Raw genomic sequence first — 23,230 nt, forward strand, 5'->3', positions numbered from 1 at the left:
CTCCTGACCTTGAACAGGAGGGCTCATGCCGCAGATTCTCGTTACCCGGACCGGAAGCGACGATGTCGACTGGGAGGGCTTGGCGGTCGCACTGAACGGGGTGGTCGTCGAGAAGGCGAACGCGCGACCGGAGGCGTGCAAGACGCAGGTCGTGCGGGGTGAGGACGCGGCGGTCGGCGCCGACACCGTCGACGGTGTCACTGTCGTGCATGTCATGATCGGTCTGCTCGCCGGACGCAGCGACGAGACGAAGGCGCAGCTCACCGAGGCGGTGGTGGACCTCATGCGCAAATTCATCGGGCCGGAGGACGGCCACCGCACGTATGTCTCCGCCGAGGTCCGCGACCTCGACCCGTCCTACCGCAAGGACGAGTTCTAGGCCGTTCTAGGCCTCGGACGCCAGCGAGATCAGCCGGGTGGCGAGGTCGGTGAACGGCCCGTCGCCCGGCTCGTTCTTGATCAGGTCACGGAGCAGCGCGGCCAGTTCCTCGTCACGGGCGGCGGCGACGGCGGCCAGCGCGGCGAAGTCCTGCACCAGCTGGGTCTCCAGCTCCTCGCGCGGCACGCGCCGCCCGTCCAGCCAGATCAGCGCCGTCGACTCGACGAGCGAGATCCAGGACCTCACGACCAGTTCCAGCCGCACCGGCGCCGGGCCCACCACACCCATGTGCGACAACATCTGGTCATACGCGGCCTGCCGTACGGAGTCGATCAGCGCGTTGGTGGTGGAGGAGCCGACCGCCGGGCCACCGCGCATCAGGGCGGCGAAACCGGGCCCGTGCGCGTCGACGAAGTCGAAGAAGCGGACCATCACCCGCCGCAGCCGCGACCCCAGGGGGCCCTCGTGCGGCTCCGCGAACCGGGACGCCAGATCGTCCGCGGCCCGCCTCAACGCGGCCTCGTACAGGCTGAGTTTGCCGGGGAAGTAGTGGTAGACCAGCGGGCGGGAGATGCCCGCCCGCGACGCTATCTCGTCGATGGAGACCTCGTCGGGGGAACGCCGGCTGAACAGTTCGAGGGCCACGCCGATCAACTGCTGCCGCCGCTCCTCCACTCCCATCCTGCGCCGCGCCCCGGTAGTCATGCGAACACCTTACCGATCGATTCCGGCCTCGAACGGCCCGGACCGGACGGCGGTGTTCATCCGGCTAGCGCAGTCCGCCGATCGACCGCCCGTCCTCCAGTCTGCCCCTGAGCTCCGCCCGGGCGCCCTTCTCCGCGTGGACGGCCAGCAGACGGCCCCGGGCCGACCCCTCGACCCCGCCGGTCGCCCTGACCGACACCGTGCCGCTGCTGCCGGCGGCCAGCAGGTACCAGGTGCCCGCCCCGGACCTCCACAGCACCCCGGCGAGCACCCGGGGCTCCCGCTCCCCGCAGGCCGGCACGGACTCGGCCGTCGCCGCCACCGCCCCGGACCGCCCGCCCGGCGTGTGGAACTGCGCCAGCACCCGGGCCCCGCCGCCCCGCCAGGTCTCCGCGCGGGTGCACACCCACTCCGCCGCACCTTCCGCTCCGGGCAGCGGCTGCTCGGCGAACGCCCAGGCGTTCACGCTCCGCACGCCCGCCGAGCGCACCGCGCCCAGCGAGCAGGCGTACGGCGCCCAGGTGCGCAGCGCCCCGGCACCGGAGACCTCACGCGTCCTGCCCGGACGTCCGGCGGTGAGGTGGGCCGGGACCAGCTCGCCGAGGTCGGTCACCAGCCGGGTGCCGGTGCCGTCGGTCAGCTGCAGCACGTTCCAGGAGGTGCACGGCCCCGGCCGCAGGGCGGAACTGGCCAGCGGCGAGGTCACCCCGTCGCTGAGGGGGAGGGACATCACGCCCGAGCCCGGCTCCCGCAGGTCCCGCTCGCCGGCCTCACGCACCCAGGGGGCCAGCAGATAGCGGACGTTGCCGTCGGCCCGGTTCAGCACCACCGCGCCCGACCCGGCCCGCCCGGCGCCGTCGACGCGGGCGAAGTCGAGGACGGCGCCCCGCGTGCCGTCCTTCGGCTCCGCGTACCTGGCGAGGCGCAGACCGTCGTACAGGACCACCACGCGCGCGGTGTCGACCGTCCCCGCGTACAGCAGCTGGGGCGGTCCGGCGGGGCCGCCGGACGGGGTGCCCGGGGTCGCCGACACCCGGACGTCCTCCCCGGGCCGGGCCCAGACGGCGAGGGCACGGCGCAGCAGGGCCCGGTCGCCGGTACGGTCGCCGCGCGCCGGCCACACGGAGAAGTCGGTGCGCGCCGAGGTCCGCCACGCGGCGGGGGAGACCCGGGCCAGCTTCCCCGGGTCCAGTGCGGCCTGCGCGGCCGGGTTGCGCGTGTACGGGGGTGCGGCGGCGCCGTCCGGGCCCCAGCCGTCGCCCGGCAGCGCGAGCAGCGTCCCGCACACCGCCAGTGCCGCCCCGGCGACCAGCGTGGCCCTCAGACGCCGCCGGCGGCGCAGCAGGTCGGTCGGCCGGACCTGCAGCGCGCAGGGGTCGAACCCGGGGGAGTCGAGCAGCCGGTACGGGTCGGGGATCCGGTCGGCCTCCTCCAGCGCGGCGTCCACGTCGGCGACGCCCGCGGCGGTGAGCACCTCGCGCACCTCCCCGTCCGGAAGCCGCTCCAGGCCGCGCAGGGCGTGGGCGGCGCGGGCCGGCCCCGACAGCGCGGACAGCCGCTGGTCCAGCGCGAGTTCGTCGGCGCCGCCCGAGCGCGGGAACAGCTTCAGCCCCCACACCTGCGGAAGCGGCGGCGGCAGCCGCACCCCGCGCCCCAGCGCCGTACGCAGCACCTGGAGGCGGATCAGCGCGTACCCCGGGTCGCCGTCCCGGCCGGCCCGCTGGGCGGGGATCAACGGCGCGGGGGTGCGGTGGCGGGGCAGTGCCCGTTGGACCAGGGCGTGCGCGGTGAGCACCCGCCTGCTCCGGCCCCTGCCGGACGGCAGCACCAGGTAGGCGAGCCGGACGAGCCGCGGGTAGTGCTCGACGAGCGCCGCCTCGGCCTGCTCGACGCCCACGACCGGACCGGCCGCGGAGGGGGCGGGGGAGTCTGGGGAGGGCGGGACGACATCCTGTGGCTGCACGCTCAGCAGAACGAGGGAACCGGCGGATGGTCACCTGCCCCGCGCGGTCGTTGAGCGTTGCGGGCGTCGCAGCCGTATCGAAGGCGGAGGGCCCCGGTACGGGGCTCCGTGCGGCGTGTCGCCGCCACGATGTCGCCGTCAGAACCGGAGGAACACATGAGGGTGACCCGACCGATGCTCGCGTTGACCGGCGCGGTGGCGGCCCTGGCGCTGGCGGGCTGCGGAACCGGCGGCGACGGGAAGGCCGACGTGCCGCCCACCGCGACCGGCAGCCTGGAGCACCTGGCCGCCGAGGCGGAGTGCGATCCGAACATGCAGACCGACGCCGACACCATCCGCCAGGCGCTGTGCGAGAAGGGCGACGAGAAGTACGTCCTCGCCACCTTCGCCACCGACCGCGGCCAGCGCGAGTGGCTCGACACCGCCAAGGACTACGGCGGTTACTACCTCGTCGGCCGCAAGTGGGTGGCCGTCGGCGAGGAGCGGACCGTCACGGCCCTGCGGAGCGCGCTCGGCGGGACCATGGAGGAAGGCTCCGAGCACATGAACCCCGGCGGCAGTCACAACCAGGGCGGCCACCACGGCTGACCCGGCGGTCGCGGACGGACGAGGAGGCCGGCGGTGGGATGCCCCACCGCCGGCCTCCTTCCGCTACCGGACTACTGGCAGTCCTGGCCGCTGTTGATGCAGTCGACCATCTCGTTCATCAGGTCCTCGTCGAAGAAGTTGATGAAGTCGTTGTGGTCGGTGATCGGCTTGTGCAGCTGCTCCGGGAAGGAGTCCACCGCGAACGGGTTCACGACCTGCCCGTTCTCGATCCGCGGGGCCGGGATGTCGTCGTAGACCAGGCGGACCTGGAGCTGGGGGATGGCCTGGAAGCCGTTCGAGCAGGTGCCGTCCGCCTCCACGAAGTCGACGTGCGTGCGGTGGTTGGCGCTGTCGGTGTTCTGGCCGTCCCAGCAGCTCTGGAAGGCGGACGTCCGGACCACGCTGCTGCCCTCGGGGCAGATCGGGTACTTGTCCGTCACCTGCCGGTCCTCGAAGCCGGTGCAGCTCCAGGCGGTGTTGGCGTTGTTCAGGCCGTTGGTGAAGGCCTTCGCGTCACCGGTGATGATGCGCAGGGCCCTCGGCATGGCGACGACGTCGCTCGTCCGGTTGCCGACGAACTTCAGCTCCACGTCGGTGGGCGCGACGATCTTGCCGACGTTGCCGTCCTGACCACCGCCCGGCTGGCCCTGGTCGATGTCCTGCGTACCGTCCTGGATCCGCAGGACCGGCCAGAAGTACGTCGACCGGTCACCTTGGTTCCGGCAGGTCGTCTCGCCGTTCGCCAGGTCCTCGTCGCTCGCGAAGGCGGTGTTGGCCTGGTTGCCGACGTAGTCGTGCTGGTGCTGGGCGCCGTTGCTGACGCCGGGGGCGACGATCACGTTGTCCGAGTTGCGGAGCGCGTTCTCGTTGGTGCCGCATTCGGTGGTGAAGCTGCCCGTCGAACCGCCGTCGCCGTTCGCGGCCAGACCGTTGGGCAGGTTGCGGGAGTTCGGCTGGACGTCCTCGATGGCGATGAAGTCGTCCGCCACGGGGCCGTTGCCGGCCTGACCGCCGTTGCCCTGCTCCTGGCCGTTGTCCTGGCCACCGCCGCCCTGGTCCTGGCCGTTGTCCTGGTCCTGGCCGGCACCGTCGTCGCCGTCCGGCTGTTCGACGGGAACGCCCTGGCACCGGGCGAACCGGCCGAGGTCGCGCGGCGCCGTGCCGCCCGCGCGGTTGATGTTGATGCCGATCCGGTCCAGGGTGGCCGTCCGCTTGGACTTCAGCGGTCCGAGGATGGCGTTGTCGACGTAGCCGGCGTCTCCCGCCTGGGCCTGGCGCGTCTCCGCGAGACGCGTGTAGGCGTCCGTGATCTGCCGGTCCAGCAGCGCCAGTTCCTTCGCCACGCCCCGGCGCGCCTGCCTCGGCACCTTCGTCAGCTTCTGGCCGACGTCGGGGCAGTTGATCGTGGCGACCTGCGCCCCCCTCGACTTCGTCCGGTTGTGGCCTCCGTCCTCGTGTGCCGAGGCGTAGAAGTTCGCCCAGACGAGCCCGCCCCCACCGAGCGCCAGGGCCGCCGCCCCGGCTGTCACTTTGGTGGCCAGCGGCATACGGCGTTTTCTTGTGTTGCGTCCCATGGAAATCCTCTTGACCTTCCTTACGGGGGCACCTTTGCGGGGCGTCGAGCGGCCCGGCAGGAGTGAAGCGGCTCCCTTGAGTACGGGAGCCGCCCCACGGGTGTTCACCCGTCCCGGAAATCGATGAGAAGTCCGTACGGCCGCACGGGTTTCAACAGGCCCTGAAACACCGGAAGTTGTCGACCGCGTACCTGGAGTGAAGGGGTGGCGGGTCCGGTTTCACCGGCCGTGGTCGAGATACGCGAGAACCGCCAGCACGCGCCGGTTGTCGTCGTCCGATACCTCGAGGCCCAGTTTGGCGAAGATGTTCGCGGTGTGCTTCGCGATCGCCCGTTCCGTCACCACCAGCCGGGCCGCGATCGCCGCGTTGGTCCGCCCCTGCGCCATCAGCTCCAGCACCTCCAGCTCCCGGGGCGTCAGCCGCGCCAGCGGCCGGTCGCCGCCCGACTGCCGTGCCAGCAGCTGCTGGATCACCTGCGGGTCCATCGCCGTACCCCCCTGCGCCACCCGTCGTACGGCGTCCACGAACTGCTCCGCGTCGAACACCCGGTCCTTCAGCAGATAGCCCACCCCACCGCTGCCGTCCGCGAGCAGCTCCCGCGCGTACAGCTGCTCCACGTGCTGCGAGAGCACCAGCACCGGCAGCCCCGGCCGCCTGCGGCGCGCCTCCAGCGCGCACTGCAGCCCTTCGTCGGTGTGCGTCGGCGGCAGGCGCACGTCGACCACGGCGACGTCGGGCTCCAGCTCGGCCAGCGCCCGGGCCAGTTCGGGCCCGGACTCCACGGCCGCCGCGATCTCGAAGTCGTGGGCTTCGAGGAGCCGGACGAGTCCGTCGCGCAGCAGGAACAGGTCTTCGGCTAGGACAACGCGCAAGGCATCTCCACGGTGACCATGGTGGGGCCGCCCGCGGGGCTGCTGACGGCCAGGACGCCGTCGAATGTACCCAGTCGCCGCTCCACCCCGGTCAGTCCCGAACCGGCCCCGATCACCGCGCCGCCCTTGCCGTTGTCCGTGACCGTCACCCGCAGATGACCGTCGGCGTGATGCAGGTCGACCCAGATCCGGTCCGCGCCGGAGTGCTTCACCGCGTTGGTGAGCACCTCGCTCACCGCGAAGTACGCGGCCGACTCCACCGGCGCCTCGGCCCGCCCGGGCAGCTCCACGGTCACCTCGGCGGCCACCGGCAGCCGCAGCGCCAGCGCCCGCACCGCGTCACCGAGCCCGCGCTCGGCGAGCACCGGCGGATGGATGCCGCGCACCAGCTCCCGCAGCTCGGTCAGCGCCTCGGCGGAGGACTGCCGGGCGTGCGCCAGCAGCTCACGCGCCTTCACCGGGTCCTTCTCGATCAGCGCCTCGATCGTCCCGAGGTCCATGCCCATGGCGACCAGCCGCGCCTGCGCCCCGTCGTGCAGGTCCCGCTCGATGCGCCGCAGTTCGGCGGCGGAGGTGTCCACGGCGTCCCGCCGGGTCTCGGTCAGCACCCGCACCCGCTCGGTCAGCTCGCCCCGGTCCGAGCCGAGGACGGCCCGGGTGAGCAGGAAGTGCGCGTGCAGCAGGCGCGGGGTGAAGAAGTGCGCGAGGAACAGCAGGGCGAGGGCGAGCACACCGGCGCCCAGCGCGGACGCCTGGTCGGAGACCGGCACGAAGCCGTACCAGTACCCGTCGGGCATCACCCGCCACAGGCCGGCCGCCAGCGCGATCCCCTCCAGCGGGTAGGCCAGCAGCGCGAACGGCAGCAGCGCGGTGACGAAACCGGCGGTCATGTCGACGGGCAGCCACCGCAGATCCCGCCAGGTCGCCGGGTCGCGCAGCATCCCGAACGTCCGCCCCCACGGGTTGGCGTCCTTCGGTATCGGCCGGTACGACGGCGGGATCCGCACCCCGCCCCACTCGGCCGCCAGCACCCGCCGCCAGTTCGCGAACGCCCGCACCCCCGTCAGCACGTACGGGGTGGTGACGATGCCGACGCCGATCGGGATCAGCGCGATGGACACGGCGGACAGCACGAAGCACAGCACCGCCCCCGGCAGCGACACCAGGGCGAGCGCCAGCCCTCGTATCGCGGCGAGCGCGATGCCCCGCCCCTTGGTCCGCCCCTGGCCGTTCTTCGTGTCGTCGGTCATGGCACCAGTCTGGCCGGGCGGGGCGGGCGGGGCACTGGGCCGGGCACCCGCTCCGGGGGTGGTGCTGGCTACACCCCTTCGGTGGTCCCCAGCACCTTCGCCTCCACTTCCGGATCGAGCCCCTTGACGGCCCGGTCGAGGCGCTGGGGCGCGGTGCCGCCGATGTCCTCCAGCCAGGCCCAGGTGTCGGCCACGGTCTCGGCGACCGGGCGGCAGCGCAGCCCCGCCGCGACCGCCCGGGAGACGTCCGCAGAGTGCAGCGCGTCGTGCAGGTCGCTGCCCGGCGGCACCCACACCGGCAGCTGCGTCCACGGCTCGATCCCCGCTTCGAGGATCACCTCCGGCGCGGTCCACCGCAGTTCGGCCGCGCCCCCGGTCACCCCGGCGCACGCCTCCAGCAGCTCTCCCATCGTGGCGTGCCCCTGCGGCGACATCAGGTTGCACGGCCCGCTCAGCCCCCGCTCCGCCGCCCCGAGGATCCACTCCGCGAGGTCGCGGACGTCGACGTACTGGAGCGGCAAGTCACGCGGGCCCGGCGCGAGGACCGGCCCGCCGCGCGCCATCCGGTCCAGCCACCAGGGCAGCCGGCCCACGTTCTCGTACGGCCCGAGGATCAGCCCCGCCCGCACCAGCAGCGACCGGTCCGCGCCGAAGGCGTCCACGGCGGCCAGCTCACCGCCCCGCTTGTCCCGCGCGTAGTCCGTGAGGCCGGCGTCGGCGGAAGCGCCCTCCACCACGGGCGCCCGCTCGGTGTACCCGGCGGGCGGGGCCCAGTCGTACACCGAGCAGCTCGACACGTACACGTACCGCCCGGCGCGGCCCCGCAGCAGCCGTGCCGCGTCCCGCACCGCGCGCGGCGCGGACGACCAGGTGTCGACCACGGCGTCCCACTCCCCGGGGTCCTCGTCGAGCGCGGCCAGACCGTCGGGCGCGGTGCGGTCGCCCAGCAGCGTCCGCACGCCCTTCGGGGCCTCGTGGCGCCCCCGGTGGAAGACGGTCACCTCCCAGCCCCGTCCGAGGGCCGCCTCGACGACGGCCCGGCCCGCGAACTCCGTACCACCCAGCACCAGAAGTCTCATACCGGTGACTCTGCCCGGTCGGGCGGCCCGGGGGAACGGGAATCTGCTGTCGGCAGACCGGCCGCGGGCGGCTCAGCGTCCCGCCGGCGGAACGTACTTGTAGCCGACCCGGCGCACCGTGCGGATCGTGTCCCGGTGCCCGGCGCCCAGTTTGCGGCGCAGCCGGGCGATGTGGACGTCGACGGTACGGCCGTCGCCGACATGGTCGTAGCCCCACACCGTGCCGACCAGGTGGTCCCGGGTGTGCACCCGGCCCGGGTGCGCCACGAGATGGGCGAGCAGCTCGAACTCCAGGTAGGTGAGGTCGAGTTGCCGTCCGCCGACGTGGGCGGTGCGCTGTGCGGTGTCGACGTGGATGAGCGGATCGCCGTCGGGGTGCCCGGCCGGCCCCGGTACCGTTCCCGGCTCCGGTGCCGCGGCCGGGAACGGCGGCTGCCGGTCGGCGGGGACCAGCACCAGGTAGCCGACCATCGGCGGGCGGCCGGGCAGGACGGGCAGGGCGTTCTGCGGCGCGGGCAGCCAGGTGGCACCCGGCGGCAGCAGGTCCGCGACGGTCACCACCTCGTCCCGGTCGACGGCGCGCAGCCGGGGAGGGGCGGAAGGGGAGGCGGAGGGCAGGGAACGGGTGGTCGCCATGAGTCGTCAGCTCTTTCGCGCGAAGGGGTTCGTCGGGGACGTACGCGGTTCGCGCCTGCCGAAGGCCGGGAGAGGATCCGGGCGTCAGAGGGCCGGCGCGTTCGTCGCGCGGCGACACACCCGGTCGAAGTCGTGGTGCTGACGGGAGGGCCAGAACGGCTCGAGGTCACGGCGACCCGTCGCGTCGTACTTCCGGAAGCCGGCCATGCCCCCATTGAAGCAGACACCCGCGGTCCGCAGGAGCCCCCTTCCACCGCTCGGACAACGCGCGAGGGCGCCCACCCCCACGGTGGACGCCCTCGCGCGCGGACTGCGGTACGGATCAGACCTGGCCGGCCTTCTCCAGCGCGGTGCAGCACGTGTCGACCAGCAGACGGGTCACCACGTACGGGTCGACGTTGGCGTTCGGACGGCGGTCCTCGATGTAGCCCTTGCCGTCCTTCTCGACCTGCCACGGGATGCGGACCGAGGCGCCGCGGTTCGAGACGCCGTAGGAGTACTCGTTCCACGGGGCGGTCTCGTGCAGACCGGTGAGGCGGTCGTCGATGCCGGCGCCGTAGTTCTTGACGTGGTCCAGCGGCTTGGAGCCCTCACCGAGCGACTCGCACGCGGTGATGATCGCGTCGTAGCCCTCGCGCATCGCCTTGGTGGAGAAGTTGGTGTGCGCGCCCGCGCCGTTCCAGTCGCCCTTGACCGGCTTGGGGTCGAGGGTGGCGGAGACCTCGAAGTCCTCGGCCGTGCGGTAGAGCAGCCAGCGGGCCACCCACAGCTGGTCGGAGACCTCCAGCGGGGCCAGCGGGCCGACCTGGAACTCCCACTGGCCGGGCATGACCTCGGCGTTGATGCCGGAGATGCCGAGGCCCGCCTTCAGGCAGTTCTCCAGGTGCGCCTCGACGACGTCGCGGCCGAAGATCTCGTCCGAGCCGACACCGCAGTAGTAGCCGCCCTGCGCGGCCGGGAAGCCGGCCTCGGGGAAGCCGAGCGGGCGGGCGCCCTTGAAGAAGGTGTACTCCTGCTCGATGCCGAAGATCGGCTCCTGAGCGGCGAACCTCCCGGCGACCTCGGCCAGCGCGGCACGGGTGTTGGTCGCGTGCGGCGTCATGTCCGTGTTCAGGACCTCGCACAGCACCAGGACGTCGTCACCGCCGCGGATCGGGTCCGGGCAGACGAAGACCGGCTTGAGGACGCAGTCGGAGGCGTGGCCCTCGGCCTGGTTGGTGGAGGAACCGTCGAAGCCCCAGATCGGCAGTTCCGCGCCCTTGGCGTCGTCGGCCAGGATCTTCGTCTTGGAACGCAGCTTGGCGGTCGGCTCGGTGCCGTCGATCCAGATGTACTCGGCCTTGAAGCTCACGGTCCACATCCTTCGGGGGTGGGTCTGGGCGCTTGTGCGGGTGCTGCGGCGCTGCGGCACTGGGGCGCCGCCGTCGATGCCCCGCAGCCTGTCAACAGGCGATTTCCCGGCCATTGCCCGAATGTGAACCCCGTGTTACCTGACACCTCCGTGTCCCGCCCCGCCGTGTGAGCGCGCGTGCCCGGTCGCGGGGGACGCGGGCGGGCCCGCCGCCCCGGTGGGGGAGCGGCGGGCCCTGGGAATCCGCGACGAACCCGGGTGTCACCCCACCTTCTCGATCACCGCCCGGCGGATCAGGAACTTGCCGGCCTCGCGGACCTGCTCGAAGGCCGCGTTGTTGAGCAGCACGCAGCTGCCGGACACCGAGGTGACCTCCACCGTCGTGGACTTGTCGTTGTCCAGGTTGGTCACCTTCAGCTTCGTACCGGCCGGGAACCGGTTGCTGGACGCGGCCGGGGCGCCGCCCTCGCCGGAGAGGGTGACGGTCGACCCGTCGCACACCTGCTCGCCGGAGGCCTGGCCGGCCTGGCCGCCCTGGTCACCCGCGGCCGGCTGCGAGGGAGCGGGCTGCTCCGGCCGCGCGGCCTGGGAGTCCTGAGCCGACTCCCCCACCGTGCACCCGGACGCCTCCTGCTGGCGCTGGATCTGGGCGATGACCGCCTCGCGGTTGGCGATCCGCGCCGCGGACTGCGCGTCGGGGGCGGCCCGCTGGCCCTCGATGAACTTCCGGTTGTTGCCGAGCGCGGTGGCGAGACCCTGGCAGACGGTCGAGTCCGCCGCCGACCTGGTGGTGGCCGGCGGTGCCGCGTTCGACGTGTTCGCCATGACGAAGGCCCCGCCCCCCGCCACCGTCGCGGCGCTCAGCAACAGCGCGAGCTTCTTCTTCGGGCCGAGAGTTCTCCTGCGCGACATGCGCGCCTCCTGAAGAGGTAGGGGAGCGTACGCCGCTATGTACGAGATACCGAACGGAGTTGCTCAGCGGTCGGGTCGACTCGCCGAAGTGGCCTGCGTCACACGGCCGTCAGCGGGAGAGGGCGTCCCGTACGGCGTCCTCCGTGCGGCCCACGACCGCCGTACCGTCGTCCGCCGTGATGATCGGCCGCTGGATCAGCTTGGGATGCGAGGCGAGCGCCGCGATCCAGCGGTCCCGCGTGCCGGCGTCCCGCGCCCACTCCGCGAGCCCCAGCTCCGTCGCGACGGCCTCCCGGGTCCGGGTGATGTCCCACGGCTCCAGCCCGAGCCGCTCCAGCACCGCCCGGATCTCGTCCTCGCTCGGCACGTCCTCCAGGTACCGGCGGACGGTGTACTCGGCCCCCTCGGCGTCGAGCAGGCTGAGGGCGCTACGGCACTTGGAACAGGCGGGATTGATCCAGATCTCCATGCCGCCCACGGTACGCCGCCATGCCGTTGTTCGAATTCTCCGTCCTCGTGCGCGTGTCTCCCGGGGCCGGTGTGGCGCTCTGCCAAAACCCGTGCTCACCAGGGGATTTATTGACTCCTTCAGGTCTGCTGATTGTCAGTGGGGGGCAGTAGACTGGAAGCAGTGTTCGAGGGTGGTGCCGGGGTCGTCGGGGATCCCGGCGGGCCGCCCCGACCGCGACAGGAGGATGCCCGTGCCCGCTGCCGCACTGAAGCCGAAGCCCCTGCCCACCCAGTCCACCGCGAAGCGTCCCGTGCTGCTCGAACTGCCCTGCGCCCCGGTGGAGAAGCGCCCGCTCCCGGCGGGCCGCCCGCGCGAGTGGTACGTCACGCACAACCGCCGGCTCAAGGCGATGCGGCTCGCCATCGCCCTGCTCGACTCCGGCGTCTACCTGCCGGGCCAGGCCCGCAACGACAAGATCCGCACCACGGCGGCACTGATCGGCGTCCACCCGCCGTCGGACACCACGTGCCACATGGTGCGCGCGTTCATGCGCTACAACCGCTGAGTCACGGACCGGTGCCGGGCGCCTCCCCGCGTGGGGTGCCCGGCACCGCCGTGCCGTGCGCTGAGGCAGTATGGGCGGGGTGAGGACACCGTCCTCACCCCGAAGTCGTCGCGGTCCGCAGGCACTTGTGCCGCCGGGCCACGCGGTCGCGCCCCTGCCGGAGGAGAAAGGTACGACGGTTGACTGAGGAGAGGACGGTCCCGGTCCCGTCGTCGTGGATGACGCTGTCCGGCCGGTACGGCCGCGCCGTCGCCCGGGCCTGCGACATCGCCATGGCGCTGGGGGTCCTGATCGCGGCGAATCAATACAGCGAGGACTACGACCTGGTCCTGGGCTCGCTGATGGCCCTGTGCCTGCTGGCCCGCAGACGGTTCCCCGGCACGGTGATGGCGGCCGTCCTGGCGCTGACCGTCGTCCAGTTCGTCCTGGACGACGCGCCCGACAACCCGCTGGCGTCGTCGCCCGCCGCGTACGACGTGGCCGTGCTGTTCGCCATGATCTCGGTCGTCCATCATTCCCGGACCACCTGGATGCCGTATCTCGCGGGCGCCGCGGTGTTGTTGGCCACGTTGGCCGGAACGGTGGGGATGCCGCCCCTGGGTGTCGAGCCGTTCGCCGATCTCGAGGTGTTGCTGACCTTCTGGGGACTGACGCTGACGGTCTGGCTGACGGCCTTCGTCCTGCACACGCGGCGGCTCTACGCCGAGAGCCAGGCGGACCGCGCCTTGCACGTCCAGCGGGAACAGGAGCAGCGCGTCCGGCTGGCCGCGGCCCGGGAGCGGGCCGACATCGCCCGTGAACTGCACGACGTGGTGGCGCACAGCCTGGCCGTGATGATCCTCCAGGCCGACGGGGCCGAGTCCGTGCTGCGGAAGTCGCCGGACATGGCCCGGTCCGCGCTGAAGACGATCGCCGCCACGGGCCGGGACGCGATCGACGACATGCACCGCATCGTCCGGGTGCTGCGCGAAGGAAACCCGGACTCCGCGGACGGCGGCCCGCCACGGCGCCTGGTCACCCTCGACGAGATCGAGGTCGTCGCCGAACGCGCACGGGCCGCCGGGCTGACGGTGGAGGTGTCGATCGAGGTCGGCGAGGGACGGCTGGCGCCGGCGGAGGAGATGACGGCCTTCCGCATCGTCCAGGAGTGCCTCACGAACGTGCTCCGCCACGCCGGAGCCGGGGCCGGGGTCGACATCCGGCTCCACGAGGAGCAGGGCACACTGCTGATCAGCGTGGCCGACGACGGGGCGGGCACCCTCGCCGGCCGCGGCGTCGGGAGCTCGGGAGGGAACGGACTCGTGGGGATGCGGGAGCGGGTGGAGCTCGCCGGCGGCACCTTCGAGGCCGGCCCCCGGCTCGGCAGCGGATGGCACGTACGTGCCTCGATTCCGACAAGGAAGAAGTGATGACGCAGGCAGACAGGCCGATCCGGGTGGCCGTGGTGGACGACCAGCCGCTGATCCGGGCCGGGTTCTCCATGGTGCTGGCCGGTCAGGACGACATCGAGGTCGTCGGGGAGGCGGAGAACGGGGCGGACGCCCTCGACCTGCTGCACAAGGTCGAGGCGGACGTCGTCATCATGGACATCCGCATGCCCGTCATGGACGGCATCCAGGCCACGGAGCAGCTGATGCTGCGGGACGATCCGCCCGGGGTGCTGGTGCTGACCACCTTCGACAACGACGAGGACGCGTTCGCGGCCCTGCGCGCCGGAGCCGGCGGCTTCCTGCTGAAGAACGCCCCCGCCGCGGAGGTCGTGAACGCCATCCGGGTCCTGGCCGCGGGGGAGTCGGTGGTGGCGCCGCGCATCACCCGGCTGCTCCTGGACCGGGTCTCGGACCGGCTGGCACCGGCGAACGGACAGGCCGAACGGCTGGACGCCCTGACCGCGCGCGAGCGGGACGTGCTCGCCCTGGTCGCCCGAGGGCTGTCCAACGCCGAGATCGCGGCGGAGCTGTACGTCGCGGGGGCCACGGTGAAGACGCACCTGGGCAACCTCATGGCGAAGCTGCACCTGCGGGACCGTGCCCAGGCCGTCGCGTTCGCCTATGAGTCCGGACTGGTCCGTCCCTCCCCCTGAGGGTGCAGAAGCGCCCCCGGAGTCTGCCCCCGGGGGCGCAGGGATCACCCCGTCCGGTGTGCCAGATCCGCCGCGTCCGATCTCGGATCCGTGGCCGATGTCCGGCGGGCCGCCGAACTCCAGACTTCTCACTGTCGCCGAACGCGGCCGAGAAGACCTCTGGAGGACCCGATGGACACCACGCCCACCACGCGGAACCGCAAGCGCAACCGTCTCGTCATCGGCGCGGCCGCGGCCGTGATCGCCGCGGCCCTGGCCGCCGGGGCGGGCTACTGGTGGCTGGACCGCGACGAGCTCAGCCAGGCGTCCGCCGAGGACTGCCGGCTGGCGCAGCGCATCATCACCGAGGCCGAGGAGATCTCCACCGGCCCCGTGCCGGACGCGGAGAAGTGGTGGCAGGAGACCGGCGACGAGCGCCGCGCGCAGATGAAGGACGGCTACCTCGGAGCCAAGATCTCCCGGTACGAGGGATGGGCGCTCGAGACCGCCAAGAAGTCCCCCGAAGCGCCGTCCGCGAAGGACGTGAAGAACCTCCAGGAAGAGGCGCAGGGACACTGCTCGGACTCCGGCGTCACCCTCTCCATGCCGCCGCTCGGCGCCTGACCCGGATCGCGAGAACCGTCCCCATGGCTGTCCACACCGCCGCCCGCGACCGCGCACCGGACGACGTCATCACCGCCACCGCCCTGGTGAAGACCTACCGTCAGGGCACCACCGAGGTACGGGCCCTCGACGAGGTGTCCGTCGGCATCCGGCGCGCCCGGTTCACCGCCGTCGTCGGCCCCTCCGGGTCGGGCAAGTCGACCCTGATGCACTGCGTCGCCGGACTCGACACCGTCACCTCCGGCAGCATCGTCCTGGACGGGACGGAGATCACCGGACTGTCCGACCGGCGGCTGACCCGGGTGCGCCGGGAGCGGATCGGGTTCGTCTTCCAGTCGTTCAACCTGCTGCCGCAGCTGACGGCCTACGAGAACATCGTGCTGCCCGTCACCATGACCGGCGGGCGCCCGGACCGCGAGCTGGTGGACCACCTCTGCGAGGTCCTCGGCATCGCCCACCGGGTCTCGCACCGCCCGTCCGAACTGTCCGGGGGCCAGCAGCAGCGGGTCGCCGTGGTCCGGGCGCTGGTGGCCCGGCCGGCCGTGGTCTTCGCCGACGAACCCACTGGCAACCTCGACTCCCGGGCCGGCGCCGAAGTCCTCACCATGCTGCGCCGGTCCGTCGACGACCTCGGGCAGACGGTCGTGATGGTCACCCACGACCCCGCGGCCGCGCGGTACGCGGACCGGGTGCTGACCCTCGCGGACGGACGCGTCGTGAAGGACGAGCACGCCACCCCCTCCGGGCGGGCCACCGCACTCGCCACCGACGTCATGGGGAGGCGGCGATGAGGTATCCGTGGCGCGCGACCGTCCTGGGCTCCCAGGTGGCGGAACTCCTGAGACGGCCCGGACGGTTCGCGGCGACCGGACTGTCGCTGCTGATCGCGGCGTTCGTCGTCTTCGGGACCGTCATGACCCAGCAGATCCTCACCGCGACCGCCGTCGAGAAGTTCCGCGGAACACCCGAAGCGGTGTCGATCGTGGTCACGCCCGGCGACGAGGGGGCGGACATCGGCGAGTCCCGCCTCCGTGAGATCCGGAGGACGTCCGGAGTCGTCGAGGCCGTCGGCCGGATCGAGGACGGCGTCCCGCTGGGCGGCAGCGCCGTCGACCGCTACCTCAGTCTGTCCGCGGACCCGGGCACCGGCGCCCTGGCCGAAGTCCGGCTGCTCGACGGCACGTACCCGTCCGGCCCGGGCAGGCTCGCCGTCAACACGCGGGCCGCGGAGGAATACGATCTCGCTCCGGGAACGTCGCTCACCCTGCTGCAGCCCGACGGCGAGGACACCCGACGGGTGACGGTCGAGGTCAGCGGCATCGTCCGCAGCACCGCCACGAACGACGTGGAGCCCACCGGGTACGCTCCCGGGCCCCAGCTCCGGAAGATCCTCGGCGCGTCGGGCTACGCCCGCGTCGACATCCGCACCGACACCGCGTCCTCCGCGTCCGTCTCCGCGGAGCTGACCGAGCGGATCCGGCAGGCGGTGCCCGGAGCGGAGGTGCGGCCCGGGGACGAGGTGCGCGACGAGGAGGCCCGCGAGGCGGTGGCGGCGGCGCGGGACAACCTGGACCTGGTCACCGTCTTCCTCGCGGTCGCCGTCGGCGCGGCGGTCCTCGTCGCGACCTCCACCTTCCGCATCGTCTTCACACGGCGCGTACGCCAGCTGGCGCTGCTGCGCACCATCGGGGCGACCCCGCGACGGCTCGCCGCCGCGCTCGTCGTCGAGGGGACGGTGGTCGGTCTGCTGGCCGGTGCGATCGGTGTGCTGGCGGCCTGGGGCTGCGGGCAGCTCGTCCCCCCGGTCGCCGGGCGGTTCGGGCACGACCTGTCCGCCGCCTCCCGGGTTCCGCTGACGGAGGCCGCCCTCACCGTTCTCGGCACCGGTCTCCTGGCCGTTCTGGCGGTCCTGGCCCCGTCCCTGAGCGCCTCACGGGTCTCCCCGCTGCAAGCCCTGCGCACCGCTGCGTCCGAGGAGAGCGCGGTGAGCGGCATCGGCCGGACCCTGTTGGGCCTGCTGTGCGCGGCGGCCGCCGCGTTCCTCGCCTGGCAGCAGTACGACGGGCTGCCCCAGCCGGGCGACACGGAGTACGACCGGTTCACGGCGCTGACCGTCGTGGTCCTCTCGGGCGGGCTGGCCTTCCTGGCCCTGATCGCCCTCGGCCCCCATGCGGTCCGGCCGGTGCTGTCGGCCGTCGCCGTGCCCCTGCGCCGCACCGGTGCGGCCGGCCGCCTCGCGGTGGCGGGCGTCGGGGGTGCGCCGCGCCGAGCGGCCTCGGTCTCGGTCGTCGTGGCCCTCGGCGCCTGCCTGGTCGGCTCGACGCTGACCTGCCTCGCCTCCCTGGACGCCTACGAGCGGTACCGGCAGGCGGTGGAGGCGCCCGCCGACTTCCGCCTGTACCCGAGGGACAGCGAGACGCTGGACCGGTCGCTGGCCGCCGATCTGGCCTCCCGTCCCGGACTGGCCGACGTGACCGCCTTCCGCACGGCGGAGGTCACCGAAGGCGCCTACAGCGCGACGATCTCCGACCTCGACCTCGGCACCGTCCGCTCCGGCGTGGGCCTGACCGCCCGCACCGGCTCCCTCGACGACCTCGGCCCCGCCCACGTCGTCGTGGACGCCGACACCGCCCATCGACTCGGTGTCGAGGCAGGCGACCGCGTGACGCTGACGTTCGAGGGCCGCCCCGTCGAGCTCACCGTGGCGGCGACGCTGACCGGAGCCGGCCCCTGGGGAGGGCAGTTCTTCGTCCCCGCCGCCGATCTCACCCGGATGGGAGCGGACGCCGCGCCCACCGTGGTCACCGCCGACGCCGCGGAAGACGGCGCCCAGGGGCGGACAAGCGCACAGCGGGCCATCACCGACACCTTGACCGGCCCGGAGCGCGGCGACGGCCGCGTCATCGCCGAGGACGCGGCCGGACAGGCCGGCGAGTCGGAGGACCTGCGGACGACGGCCACGACAGTGATCATGCTTCTGGGGCTGACCGTCCTGGTGGCGGTCGCCGGAGTCGCGACCACGGCGAGTCTCACCGTCGTCGAGCGCAGGCGTGAGTTCGGGCTGCTGCGGGCCCTGGGCCTCGGTGGAACGGCCGTGCACCGCATGGTCACGGTGGAATGCGCGCTCTACGGCGTACTGGGCGGGATCCTCGGTCTGGCCCTCGGGCTGCCGTACTCCTGGCTGGTGGTCCGTGTCACCCGGGCGAACGCCCCGTTCAGCGTGCCGGCCGGGGAGCTCGCGGCGGTCTTCGCCGTCCTCGTCCTGGTGACCGCCGCCGCGGGCATGGTGCCCGCCCTCCGGGCCTCCCGCACCTCGCCGACGGTCGCCGTCGCCCAGACCGACTAGCCGGAGAAGCGGGCCGGGGCCCGGCGGGCACGCCGCGTCGCCGGGATCAGTACGGGCGGAAGTCGGCGTAGCCGAGCAGCACGATCACCGCGACGACGCAGCCGAGCACCACGGCCGTCGACACCCACGACGAGCGGCCCGACGATCCCCGGTACTCCGGTTCGCCGCGGAACGGGACCGGTCCGGGCGGGTTGTCCTTCCAGCGCGCGGCGAGCATCCGGGCCCGCGCCGACGGCTCCTTGTGCGCGGCGCCGTCCGCCCACTTGATGTCGAACTCCCGCTCCTCGTCGTCCCTTTCGGACATCCCCGTGACCTTCTCTCGAACAACGGTGTCGGACCAAGGATCCCCCCTCCGGGCACGGAGAGGGAAGCTTTCCGGACACACGACGGCGCCCCGCCCCCGGAAGAACCGGGGGCGGGGCGCCGTGGCCCGATCACACGTCGAAGTACAGCTCGAACTCGTGCGGGTGCGGGCGCAGCTGCAGCGGGGCGATCTCGTTGGCGCGCTTGAAGTCGATCCACGTCTCGATCAGGTCCGGCGTGAAGACGTCGCCCTGGAGGAGGAACTCGTGGTCGGCCTCGAGGCGGTCGAGGACCGCGCCGAGGGAGGTCGGGACCTGGGCCACGTTCGCGTGCTCCTCGGGAGCCAGCTCGTAGAGGTCCTTGTCGATCGGCTCGGCCGGCTCGATCTTGTTCTTGATGCCGTCCAGGCCCGCGAGGAGCAGCGCCGAGAAGGCCAGGTACGGGTTGCCGGAGGCGTCCGGGGCGCGGAACTCGACGCGCTTGGCCTTCGGGTTGGAGCCGGTGATCGGGATGCGCATCGCGGCGGAGCGGTTGCGCTGCGAGTACACCAGGTTCACCGGGGCCTCGAAGCCCGGCACCAGACGGTGGTACGAGTTCACCGTCGGGTTGGTGAAGGCCAGCAGCGACGGCGCGTGCTTGAGGATGCCGCCGATGTAGTAGCGGGCGGTGTCCGACAGCCCGGCGTAGCCCTGCTCGTCGTAGAAGAGAGGCTCGCCGCCCGCCCACAGCGACTGGTGGACGTGCATGCCCGAGCCGTTGTCGCCGAAGATCGGCTTCGGCATGAAGGTCGCGGTCTTGCCGTTGCGCCAGGCGACGTTCTTCACGATGTACTTGAAGAGCTGCAGGTCGTCGGCGGCGGCGAGCAGGGTGTTGAACCTGTAGTTGATCTCGGCCTGGCCTGCGGTGCCCACCTCGTGGTGCTGGCGCTCGACCTTCAGGCCGGCCTTGGCCAGCTCCAGGGACATCTCGGCGCGCAGGTCGGCGAAGTGGTCGACCGGCGGGACCGGGAAGTAGCCGCCCTTGTAGCGGACCTTGTAACCGCGGTTGTCCTCCAGCGCACCGGTGTTCCAGGCGCCCGCCTCGGAGTCGATGTGGTAGAAGGACTCGTTCTCGGACGTCTTGAAACGCACGCTGTCGAAGACGTAGAACTCGGCCTCGGGACCGAAGTACGCGGTGTCCGCGATGCCGGTGGAGGCCAGGTACGCCTCGGCCTTCTTGGCCACGTTGCGCGGGTCGCGGGAGTACTGCTCGCCCGTGATCGGGTCGTGGATGAAGAAGTTGATGTTCAGCGTCTTGTCACGGCGGAACGGGTCGACCCGGGCGGTCGACAGGTCCGCGCGCAGCGACATGTCGGACTCGTGGATGGCCTGGAAGCCACGGATCGACGATCCGTCGAACGCCAGCTCCTCGTCCGGGTCGAACGCCTCGGCAGGGATCGTGACGTGCTGCATCACACCCGGGAGGTCGCAGAACCGGACGTCGATGAACTTGACGTCCTCGTCCGCGAGGTACTTCTTGGCGTCGTCGGCGTTCTGGAACATCCAGCTCCTCCTACTCCCGACCGTCCCGCCGGGGTGGTAGACCGTTCGTGTGGCCAGTGCGGGTGGCACACGCTCCCCTCGACCCTAGGGACGGGTCATTTCTCGGGCGTGACCCATTTGTTTCGCACAAGTTAACCGGCCCCTCTCCCACGGTAGCCCCGGCGCACCCCGCCGTCCTGTGGTCATATCCGGGCGCAGTACCGTGGACGGGTGGACAACAGGCAAGCAATCGGATCATGGCTCTCGGGTCCCCGCGCGGCCCTGGAGGACGCCGGTGCCGAGTTCGGTCACCGGGGTGAGCAGCTGGGGCTGCCGGAGGACGGACCGGGCTCGATCGCGCGCCCCGGCCGCAGGCTCGGCGCCCTCGCCGTGGACTGGGGGCTGTGCGTCCTGATCGCATACGGCCTGATCACCGACGGCTACTACGGACAGGCGACCAGCAACTGGGCGCTGCTGGTGTTCTTCGTGCTGAGCGTCCTCACCGTCGGCACGGTCGGCTTCACGCCCGGCAAGCGGCTGTTCGGGCTGCGGGTGGTCGCCCTCGACAGCGGCCGGGTCCAGCCGCTGCGCGGGCTGGTGCGCTCCGCGCTGCTGTGCCTCGCCGTCCCCGCGCTGATCTGGGACCGCGACGGCCGCGGCCTGCACGACCGGCTGGCCCGCACGGTCGAGGTGCGGATCTGACCCCCGCTTACGGCGGATGTGACGGGAGTGCGCCGACGGGGGCGCCGGAAGTGATTCCGGCGCCCCCGTCGGCGTAGTGGAGGGGTGGGTCAGCGGCCCCTCGGGTTGCCGCCCTTCGGCAGTCTCATGCCCTTGGGCATCGGGCCCTTCGGCAGCGGCATGTTGCTCATCAGGTCGCCCAGGGCGCGCAGCCGGTCGTTGGTCGCGGTGACCTGCGGGCCGGTGAGCACGCGGGGCAGCTTGAGCATGGTCGTGCGGACCTTCTTCAGCTCGACCTGGCCCTCGCCGGTGCCCACGATCAGGTCGTGCACCGGGACGTCCGCGACGATGCGGTTCATCTTCTTCTTCTCGGCGGCCAGCAGGCTCTTCACCCGGTTCGGGTTGCCCTCGGCGACCAGCACGATGCCGGCCTTGCCGACCGCGCGGTGCACCACGTCCTGGTTGCGGTTCATCGCCACCGCAGGGGTCGTCGTCCAGCCCCGGCCGATGTTGTCGAGCACGGCCGCGGCGGCGCCCGGCTGTCCCTCCATCTGCCCGAAGGCGGCCCGCTCGGCCCGGCGCCCGAAGACGATCGCCGTCGCGAGGAAGGCGAGCAGGAGGCCCAGGATGCCGAGATAGATGGGGTGCCCGATCAAGAAGCCGATCGCGAGGAAGACACCGAAGGTGACGATTCCGACAGCCGCGAGTACAAGACCGATCTTCTTGTCGGCCCTGCGGGTCATCTTGTAGGTCAGGGCGATCTGCTTCAGTCGCCCGGGGTTCGCAGCGTCCGCTGCGGTTTCCTTCCTCGCCATGCCATGAAGTCTACGTGTCCCCGCGGGGGGCGGTCGGTCAGGGGCGGGTCGTCAGGGACGGAGTGCTCAGGGGCAGGGTGCTCGGGGACGGGGCGCCCGGAGCCTGGTCGAGGACGCGCTGTGCCTCGATCCGGTCCTTGGCGCGGCGGCGGTCCTCCAGCACCGAGGTCCAGGCGTTGCGGCGGGCGGTGCGCTGGCCGCCGCTCATCAGCAGCGACTCGACGGCGCGCAGCGCGGTGGTGAAGGACGGGATGGCGGTGGCGCGGACGGGCGCGGCCTGCATGGTGGAGGTCTCCCTCAGTGCCGGCGGACAGGGGTGTACGTGCGGTGATTCCAGGCTCACTGACTGGTGTTACCAGGGCGTGACCGGCCGGTCAAACAGGCATGAAGCCTCGGTGGGAGGGTCCGGAACGCCGACGCGGCCCCGACCTGTGCCCTCAACTGCGAGGACGGTCGGGACCGCGTCGTCTCGGCCATTACCGGCCGGTAGGGCCTTGTGCGTGAATTCACACGCCGTCGGACGGCCCGGGAGGGCGCTGTCAGACGGCCTGGGAGGCCACGTACGCGCCGCGCTTCTCGACCGCCATCCGGTACAGGCGGCCGGCGCGGTACGAGGAGCGGACCAGCGGGCCGGACATCACGCCGGAGAAGCCGATCTGCTCGGCCTCCTCCTTCAGCTCCACGAACTCGTGCGGCTTCACCCAGCGCTCCACGGGGTGGTGGCGCACGGAGGGCCGCAGGTACTGCGTGATGGTGACCAGCTCGCAGCCGGCGTCGTGCAGCTGCTTCAGCGCCTCGCTGACCTCCTCGCGGGTCTCGCCCATGCCGAGGATCAGGTTGGACTTGGTGACCAGGCCGTAGTCGCGGGCCTCGGTGATGACCTTCAGGGAGCGGTCGTAGCGGAAGCCGGGGCGGATCCGCTTGAAGATCCGGGGCACCGTCTCGACGTTGTGCGCGAAGACCTCGGGGCGGGAGGAGAAGACCTCCGCCAGCTGCTCCGGCACGGCGTTGAAGTCGGGGGCGAGCAGCTCGACCTTGGTGCGGCCGGCCTCGCGCTCCGCCGTCTGCGCGTGGATCTGGCGCACGGTCTCGGCGTACAGCCAGGCGCCGCCGTCCTCCAGGTCGTCGCGGGCGACGCCGGTGATGGTGGCGTAGTTCAGGTCCATGGTGACGACCGACTCGCCCACGCGGCGCGGCTCGTCACGGTCGAGGGCCTCGGGCTTGCCGGTGTCGATCTGGCAGAAGTCGCACCGCCGGGTGCACTGGTCGCCGCCGATGAGGAAGGTCGCCTCGCGGTCCTCCCAGCACTCGTAGATGTTCGGACAGCCGGCTTCCTGGCAGACCGTGTGCAGCCCTTCGCTCTTCACGAGGTTCTGCATCTTGGAGTACTCGGGGCCCATTTTCGCCCGGGTCTTGATCCACTCGGGCTTGCGCTCGATGGGGGTCTGGCTGTTGCGGACCTCCAGGCGCAGCATCTTGCGTCCGTCGGGTGCGACTGCGGACACGACCGGCTCCCTAGCGATTGATTCTTCGGCGTGCTCAAGCGTACGCCC

The 23,230-nt window shown here is 72.2% G+C and carries 25 protein-coding genes; 9 read left to right on the forward strand and 16 right to left on the reverse strand.

The annotated features are described in order from the left end of the window. The first annotated feature begins 25 nt into the window (after nucleotides 1-25). Nucleotides 26-379 (forward strand): isomerase, encoded by a 354-nt coding sequence (locus tag AB0A94_RS06580; RefSeq protein ID WP_361739726.1) that lies wholly within the window; start codon nucleotides 26-28, stop codon nucleotides 377-379. Between the two features lie 6 nt (nucleotides 380-385). Here the strand turns inward: AB0A94_RS06580 and AB0A94_RS06585 are convergent, their stop codons facing one another. Both AB0A94_RS06585 and AB0A94_RS06590 read right to left on the reverse strand, forming a co-directional pair. Further along, a complete protein-coding gene (locus AB0A94_RS06585) occupies nucleotides 386-1,084 on the reverse strand; it encodes a TetR/AcrR family transcriptional regulator (protein WP_361739729.1) in 699 nt (232 codons plus the stop codon). A 64-nt stretch (nucleotides 1,085-1,148) separates the two neighbouring features. Beyond that, nucleotides 1,149-3,047: a hypothetical protein gene (locus tag AB0A94_RS06590; protein ID WP_361739731.1), complete on the reverse strand. Its 1,899-nt coding sequence runs from the start codon at nucleotides 3,045-3,047 to the stop codon at nucleotides 1,149-1,151. Between the two features lie 156 nt (nucleotides 3,048-3,203). Between AB0A94_RS06590 and AB0A94_RS06595 the strand changes: the two genes are divergently transcribed. After that, the gene (locus AB0A94_RS06595) at nucleotides 3,204-3,635 is read left to right on the forward strand and encodes a hypothetical protein (protein WP_361739733.1); all 432 of its coding nucleotides are present in this window, start codon (nucleotides 3,204-3,206) and stop codon (nucleotides 3,633-3,635) included. A 71-nt stretch (nucleotides 3,636-3,706) separates the two neighbouring features. Here AB0A94_RS06595 and AB0A94_RS06600 read toward each other — a convergent pair whose 3' ends face one another. The 9 genes from AB0A94_RS06600 to AB0A94_RS06640 all read right to left on the reverse strand — a co-directional run bounded on the left by AB0A94_RS06600 (nucleotide 3,707) and on the right by AB0A94_RS06640 (nucleotide 11,779). Then, on the reverse strand, nucleotides 3,707-5,209 hold the full coding sequence (locus AB0A94_RS06600; RefSeq protein ID WP_361739736.1) for a DUF1996 domain-containing protein: 1,503 nt from the start codon (nucleotides 5,207-5,209) through the stop codon (nucleotides 3,707-3,709). Between the two features lie 219 nt (nucleotides 5,210-5,428). Next, entirely contained in the window at nucleotides 5,429-6,082 is a 654-nt protein-coding gene (locus tag AB0A94_RS06605; protein ID WP_361739739.1) for a response regulator transcription factor, read from the reverse strand. Then, nucleotides 6,067-7,332, reverse strand: coding sequence for a sensor histidine kinase (locus AB0A94_RS06610; RefSeq protein WP_361739742.1), 1,266 nt, complete (start codon nucleotides 7,330-7,332; stop codon nucleotides 6,067-6,069). Before AB0A94_RS06610 ends, AB0A94_RS06605 begins: the two co-directional genes overlap by 16 nt. Before the next feature lie 68 nt (nucleotides 7,333-7,400). Further along, nucleotides 7,401-8,411, reverse strand: a complete 1,011-nt coding sequence (locus tag AB0A94_RS06615; RefSeq protein ID WP_361739745.1) for an SDR family oxidoreductase — start codon at nucleotides 8,409-8,411, stop codon at nucleotides 7,401-7,403. A 72-nt stretch (nucleotides 8,412-8,483) separates the two neighbouring features. Next, nucleotides 8,484-9,047, reverse strand: coding sequence for a winged helix-turn-helix domain-containing protein (locus tag AB0A94_RS06620; protein ID WP_361739748.1), 564 nt, complete (start codon nucleotides 9,045-9,047; stop codon nucleotides 8,484-8,486). Between the two features lie 84 nt (nucleotides 9,048-9,131). Further along, nucleotides 9,132-9,254 carry a hypothetical protein gene (locus AB0A94_RS06625; protein ID WP_361739751.1) on the reverse strand — a complete coding sequence of 41 codons (123 nt, stop codon included), beginning with the start codon at nucleotides 9,252-9,254 and terminating at the stop codon, nucleotides 9,132-9,134. A 115-nt stretch (nucleotides 9,255-9,369) separates the two neighbouring features. Then, nucleotides 9,370-10,398 (reverse strand): glutamine synthetase, encoded by a 1,029-nt coding sequence (gene glnII / locus AB0A94_RS06630; protein ID WP_361739754.1) that lies wholly within the window; start codon nucleotides 10,396-10,398, stop codon nucleotides 9,370-9,372. A 261-nt stretch (nucleotides 10,399-10,659) separates the two neighbouring features. Further along, a complete protein-coding gene (locus AB0A94_RS06635) occupies nucleotides 10,660-11,310 on the reverse strand; it encodes a hypothetical protein (protein ID WP_361739757.1) in 651 nt (216 codons plus the stop codon). 109 nt (nucleotides 11,311-11,419) lie between these two features. Then, nucleotides 11,420-11,779, reverse strand: a complete 360-nt coding sequence (locus AB0A94_RS06640; protein ID WP_361739760.1) for an arsenate reductase family protein — start codon at nucleotides 11,777-11,779, stop codon at nucleotides 11,420-11,422. Nucleotides 11,780-12,011: 232 nt separating this feature from the next. On the opposite strand from AB0A94_RS06640, the gene AB0A94_RS06645 reads away from it, so the two are divergent. The 6 genes from AB0A94_RS06645 (at nucleotide 12,012) to AB0A94_RS06670 (ending at nucleotide 18,358) form a co-directional block, all read left to right on the forward strand. Next, on the forward strand, nucleotides 12,012-12,326 hold the full coding sequence (locus AB0A94_RS06645) for a hypothetical protein (protein ID WP_361739763.1): 315 nt from the start codon (nucleotides 12,012-12,014) through the stop codon (nucleotides 12,324-12,326). Nucleotides 12,327-12,505: 179 nt separating this feature from the next. Next, a complete protein-coding gene (locus AB0A94_RS06650; protein WP_361739766.1) occupies nucleotides 12,506-13,735 on the forward strand; it encodes a sensor histidine kinase in 1,230 nt (409 codons plus the stop codon). Next, a complete protein-coding gene (locus AB0A94_RS06655) occupies nucleotides 13,735-14,409 on the forward strand; it encodes a response regulator transcription factor (protein ID WP_217136733.1) in 675 nt (224 codons plus the stop codon). The genes AB0A94_RS06650 and AB0A94_RS06655 overlap by 1 nt, the downstream gene beginning before the upstream one ends. 171 nt (nucleotides 14,410-14,580) lie before the next feature. Then, nucleotides 14,581-15,012, forward strand: coding sequence for a hypothetical protein (locus AB0A94_RS06660; protein WP_361739769.1), 432 nt, complete (start codon nucleotides 14,581-14,583; stop codon nucleotides 15,010-15,012). 23 nt (nucleotides 15,013-15,035) lie between these two features. Beyond that, the gene (locus AB0A94_RS06665) at nucleotides 15,036-15,803 is read left to right on the forward strand and encodes an ABC transporter ATP-binding protein (protein ID WP_361739772.1); all 768 of its coding nucleotides are present in this window, start codon (nucleotides 15,036-15,038) and stop codon (nucleotides 15,801-15,803) included. Next, nucleotides 15,800-18,358 carry an FtsX-like permease family protein gene (locus tag AB0A94_RS06670; RefSeq protein WP_361739775.1) on the forward strand — a complete coding sequence of 853 codons (2,559 nt, stop codon included), beginning with the start codon at nucleotides 15,800-15,802 and terminating at the stop codon, nucleotides 18,356-18,358. The genes AB0A94_RS06665 and AB0A94_RS06670 overlap by 4 nt, the downstream gene beginning before the upstream one ends. Before the next feature lie 46 nt (nucleotides 18,359-18,404). On the opposite strand, the gene AB0A94_RS06675 is transcribed toward AB0A94_RS06670, so the two are convergent. Continuing rightward, the gene (locus AB0A94_RS06675) at nucleotides 18,405-18,662 is read right to left on the reverse strand and encodes a hypothetical protein (RefSeq protein WP_361739778.1); all 258 of its coding nucleotides are present in this window, start codon (nucleotides 18,660-18,662) and stop codon (nucleotides 18,405-18,407) included. Between the two features lie 130 nt (nucleotides 18,663-18,792). Then, a complete protein-coding gene (glnA, locus tag AB0A94_RS06680; protein ID WP_217136728.1) occupies nucleotides 18,793-20,202 on the reverse strand; it encodes a type I glutamate--ammonia ligase in 1,410 nt (469 codons plus the stop codon). A gap of 210 nt (nucleotides 20,203-20,412) precedes the next feature. Here glnA and AB0A94_RS06685 point away from each other — a divergent pair, with 210 nt between their 5' ends. Next, nucleotides 20,413-20,883 (forward strand): RDD family protein, encoded by a 471-nt coding sequence (locus tag AB0A94_RS06685; RefSeq protein WP_361739781.1) that lies wholly within the window; start codon nucleotides 20,413-20,415, stop codon nucleotides 20,881-20,883. Between the two features lie 89 nt (nucleotides 20,884-20,972). On the opposite strand, the gene AB0A94_RS06690 is transcribed toward AB0A94_RS06685, so the two are convergent. The 3 genes from AB0A94_RS06690 to lipA form a co-directional block, all read right to left on the reverse strand. Continuing rightward, on the reverse strand, nucleotides 20,973-21,677 hold the full coding sequence (locus AB0A94_RS06690; RefSeq protein WP_361739783.1) for a DUF4191 domain-containing protein: 705 nt from the start codon (nucleotides 21,675-21,677) through the stop codon (nucleotides 20,973-20,975). A gap of 37 nt (nucleotides 21,678-21,714) precedes the next feature. Then, nucleotides 21,715-21,960 carry a hypothetical protein gene (locus AB0A94_RS06695; RefSeq protein WP_361739786.1) on the reverse strand — a complete coding sequence of 82 codons (246 nt, stop codon included), beginning with the start codon at nucleotides 21,958-21,960 and terminating at the stop codon, nucleotides 21,715-21,717. Nucleotides 21,961-22,216: 256 nt separating this feature from the next. Continuing rightward, nucleotides 22,217-23,182 carry a lipoyl synthase gene (gene lipA / locus AB0A94_RS06700; protein ID WP_361739789.1) on the reverse strand — a complete coding sequence of 322 codons (966 nt, stop codon included), beginning with the start codon at nucleotides 23,180-23,182 and terminating at the stop codon, nucleotides 22,217-22,219. Nucleotides 23,183-23,230: the final 48 nt, after the last annotated feature.

Origin of the sequence: Streptomyces sp. NPDC044984, from assembly GCF_040646935.1 — a bacterium.
In the GTDB taxonomy this organism is placed as follows: domain Bacteria; phylum Actinomycetota; class Actinomycetes; order Streptomycetales; family Streptomycetaceae; genus Streptomyces.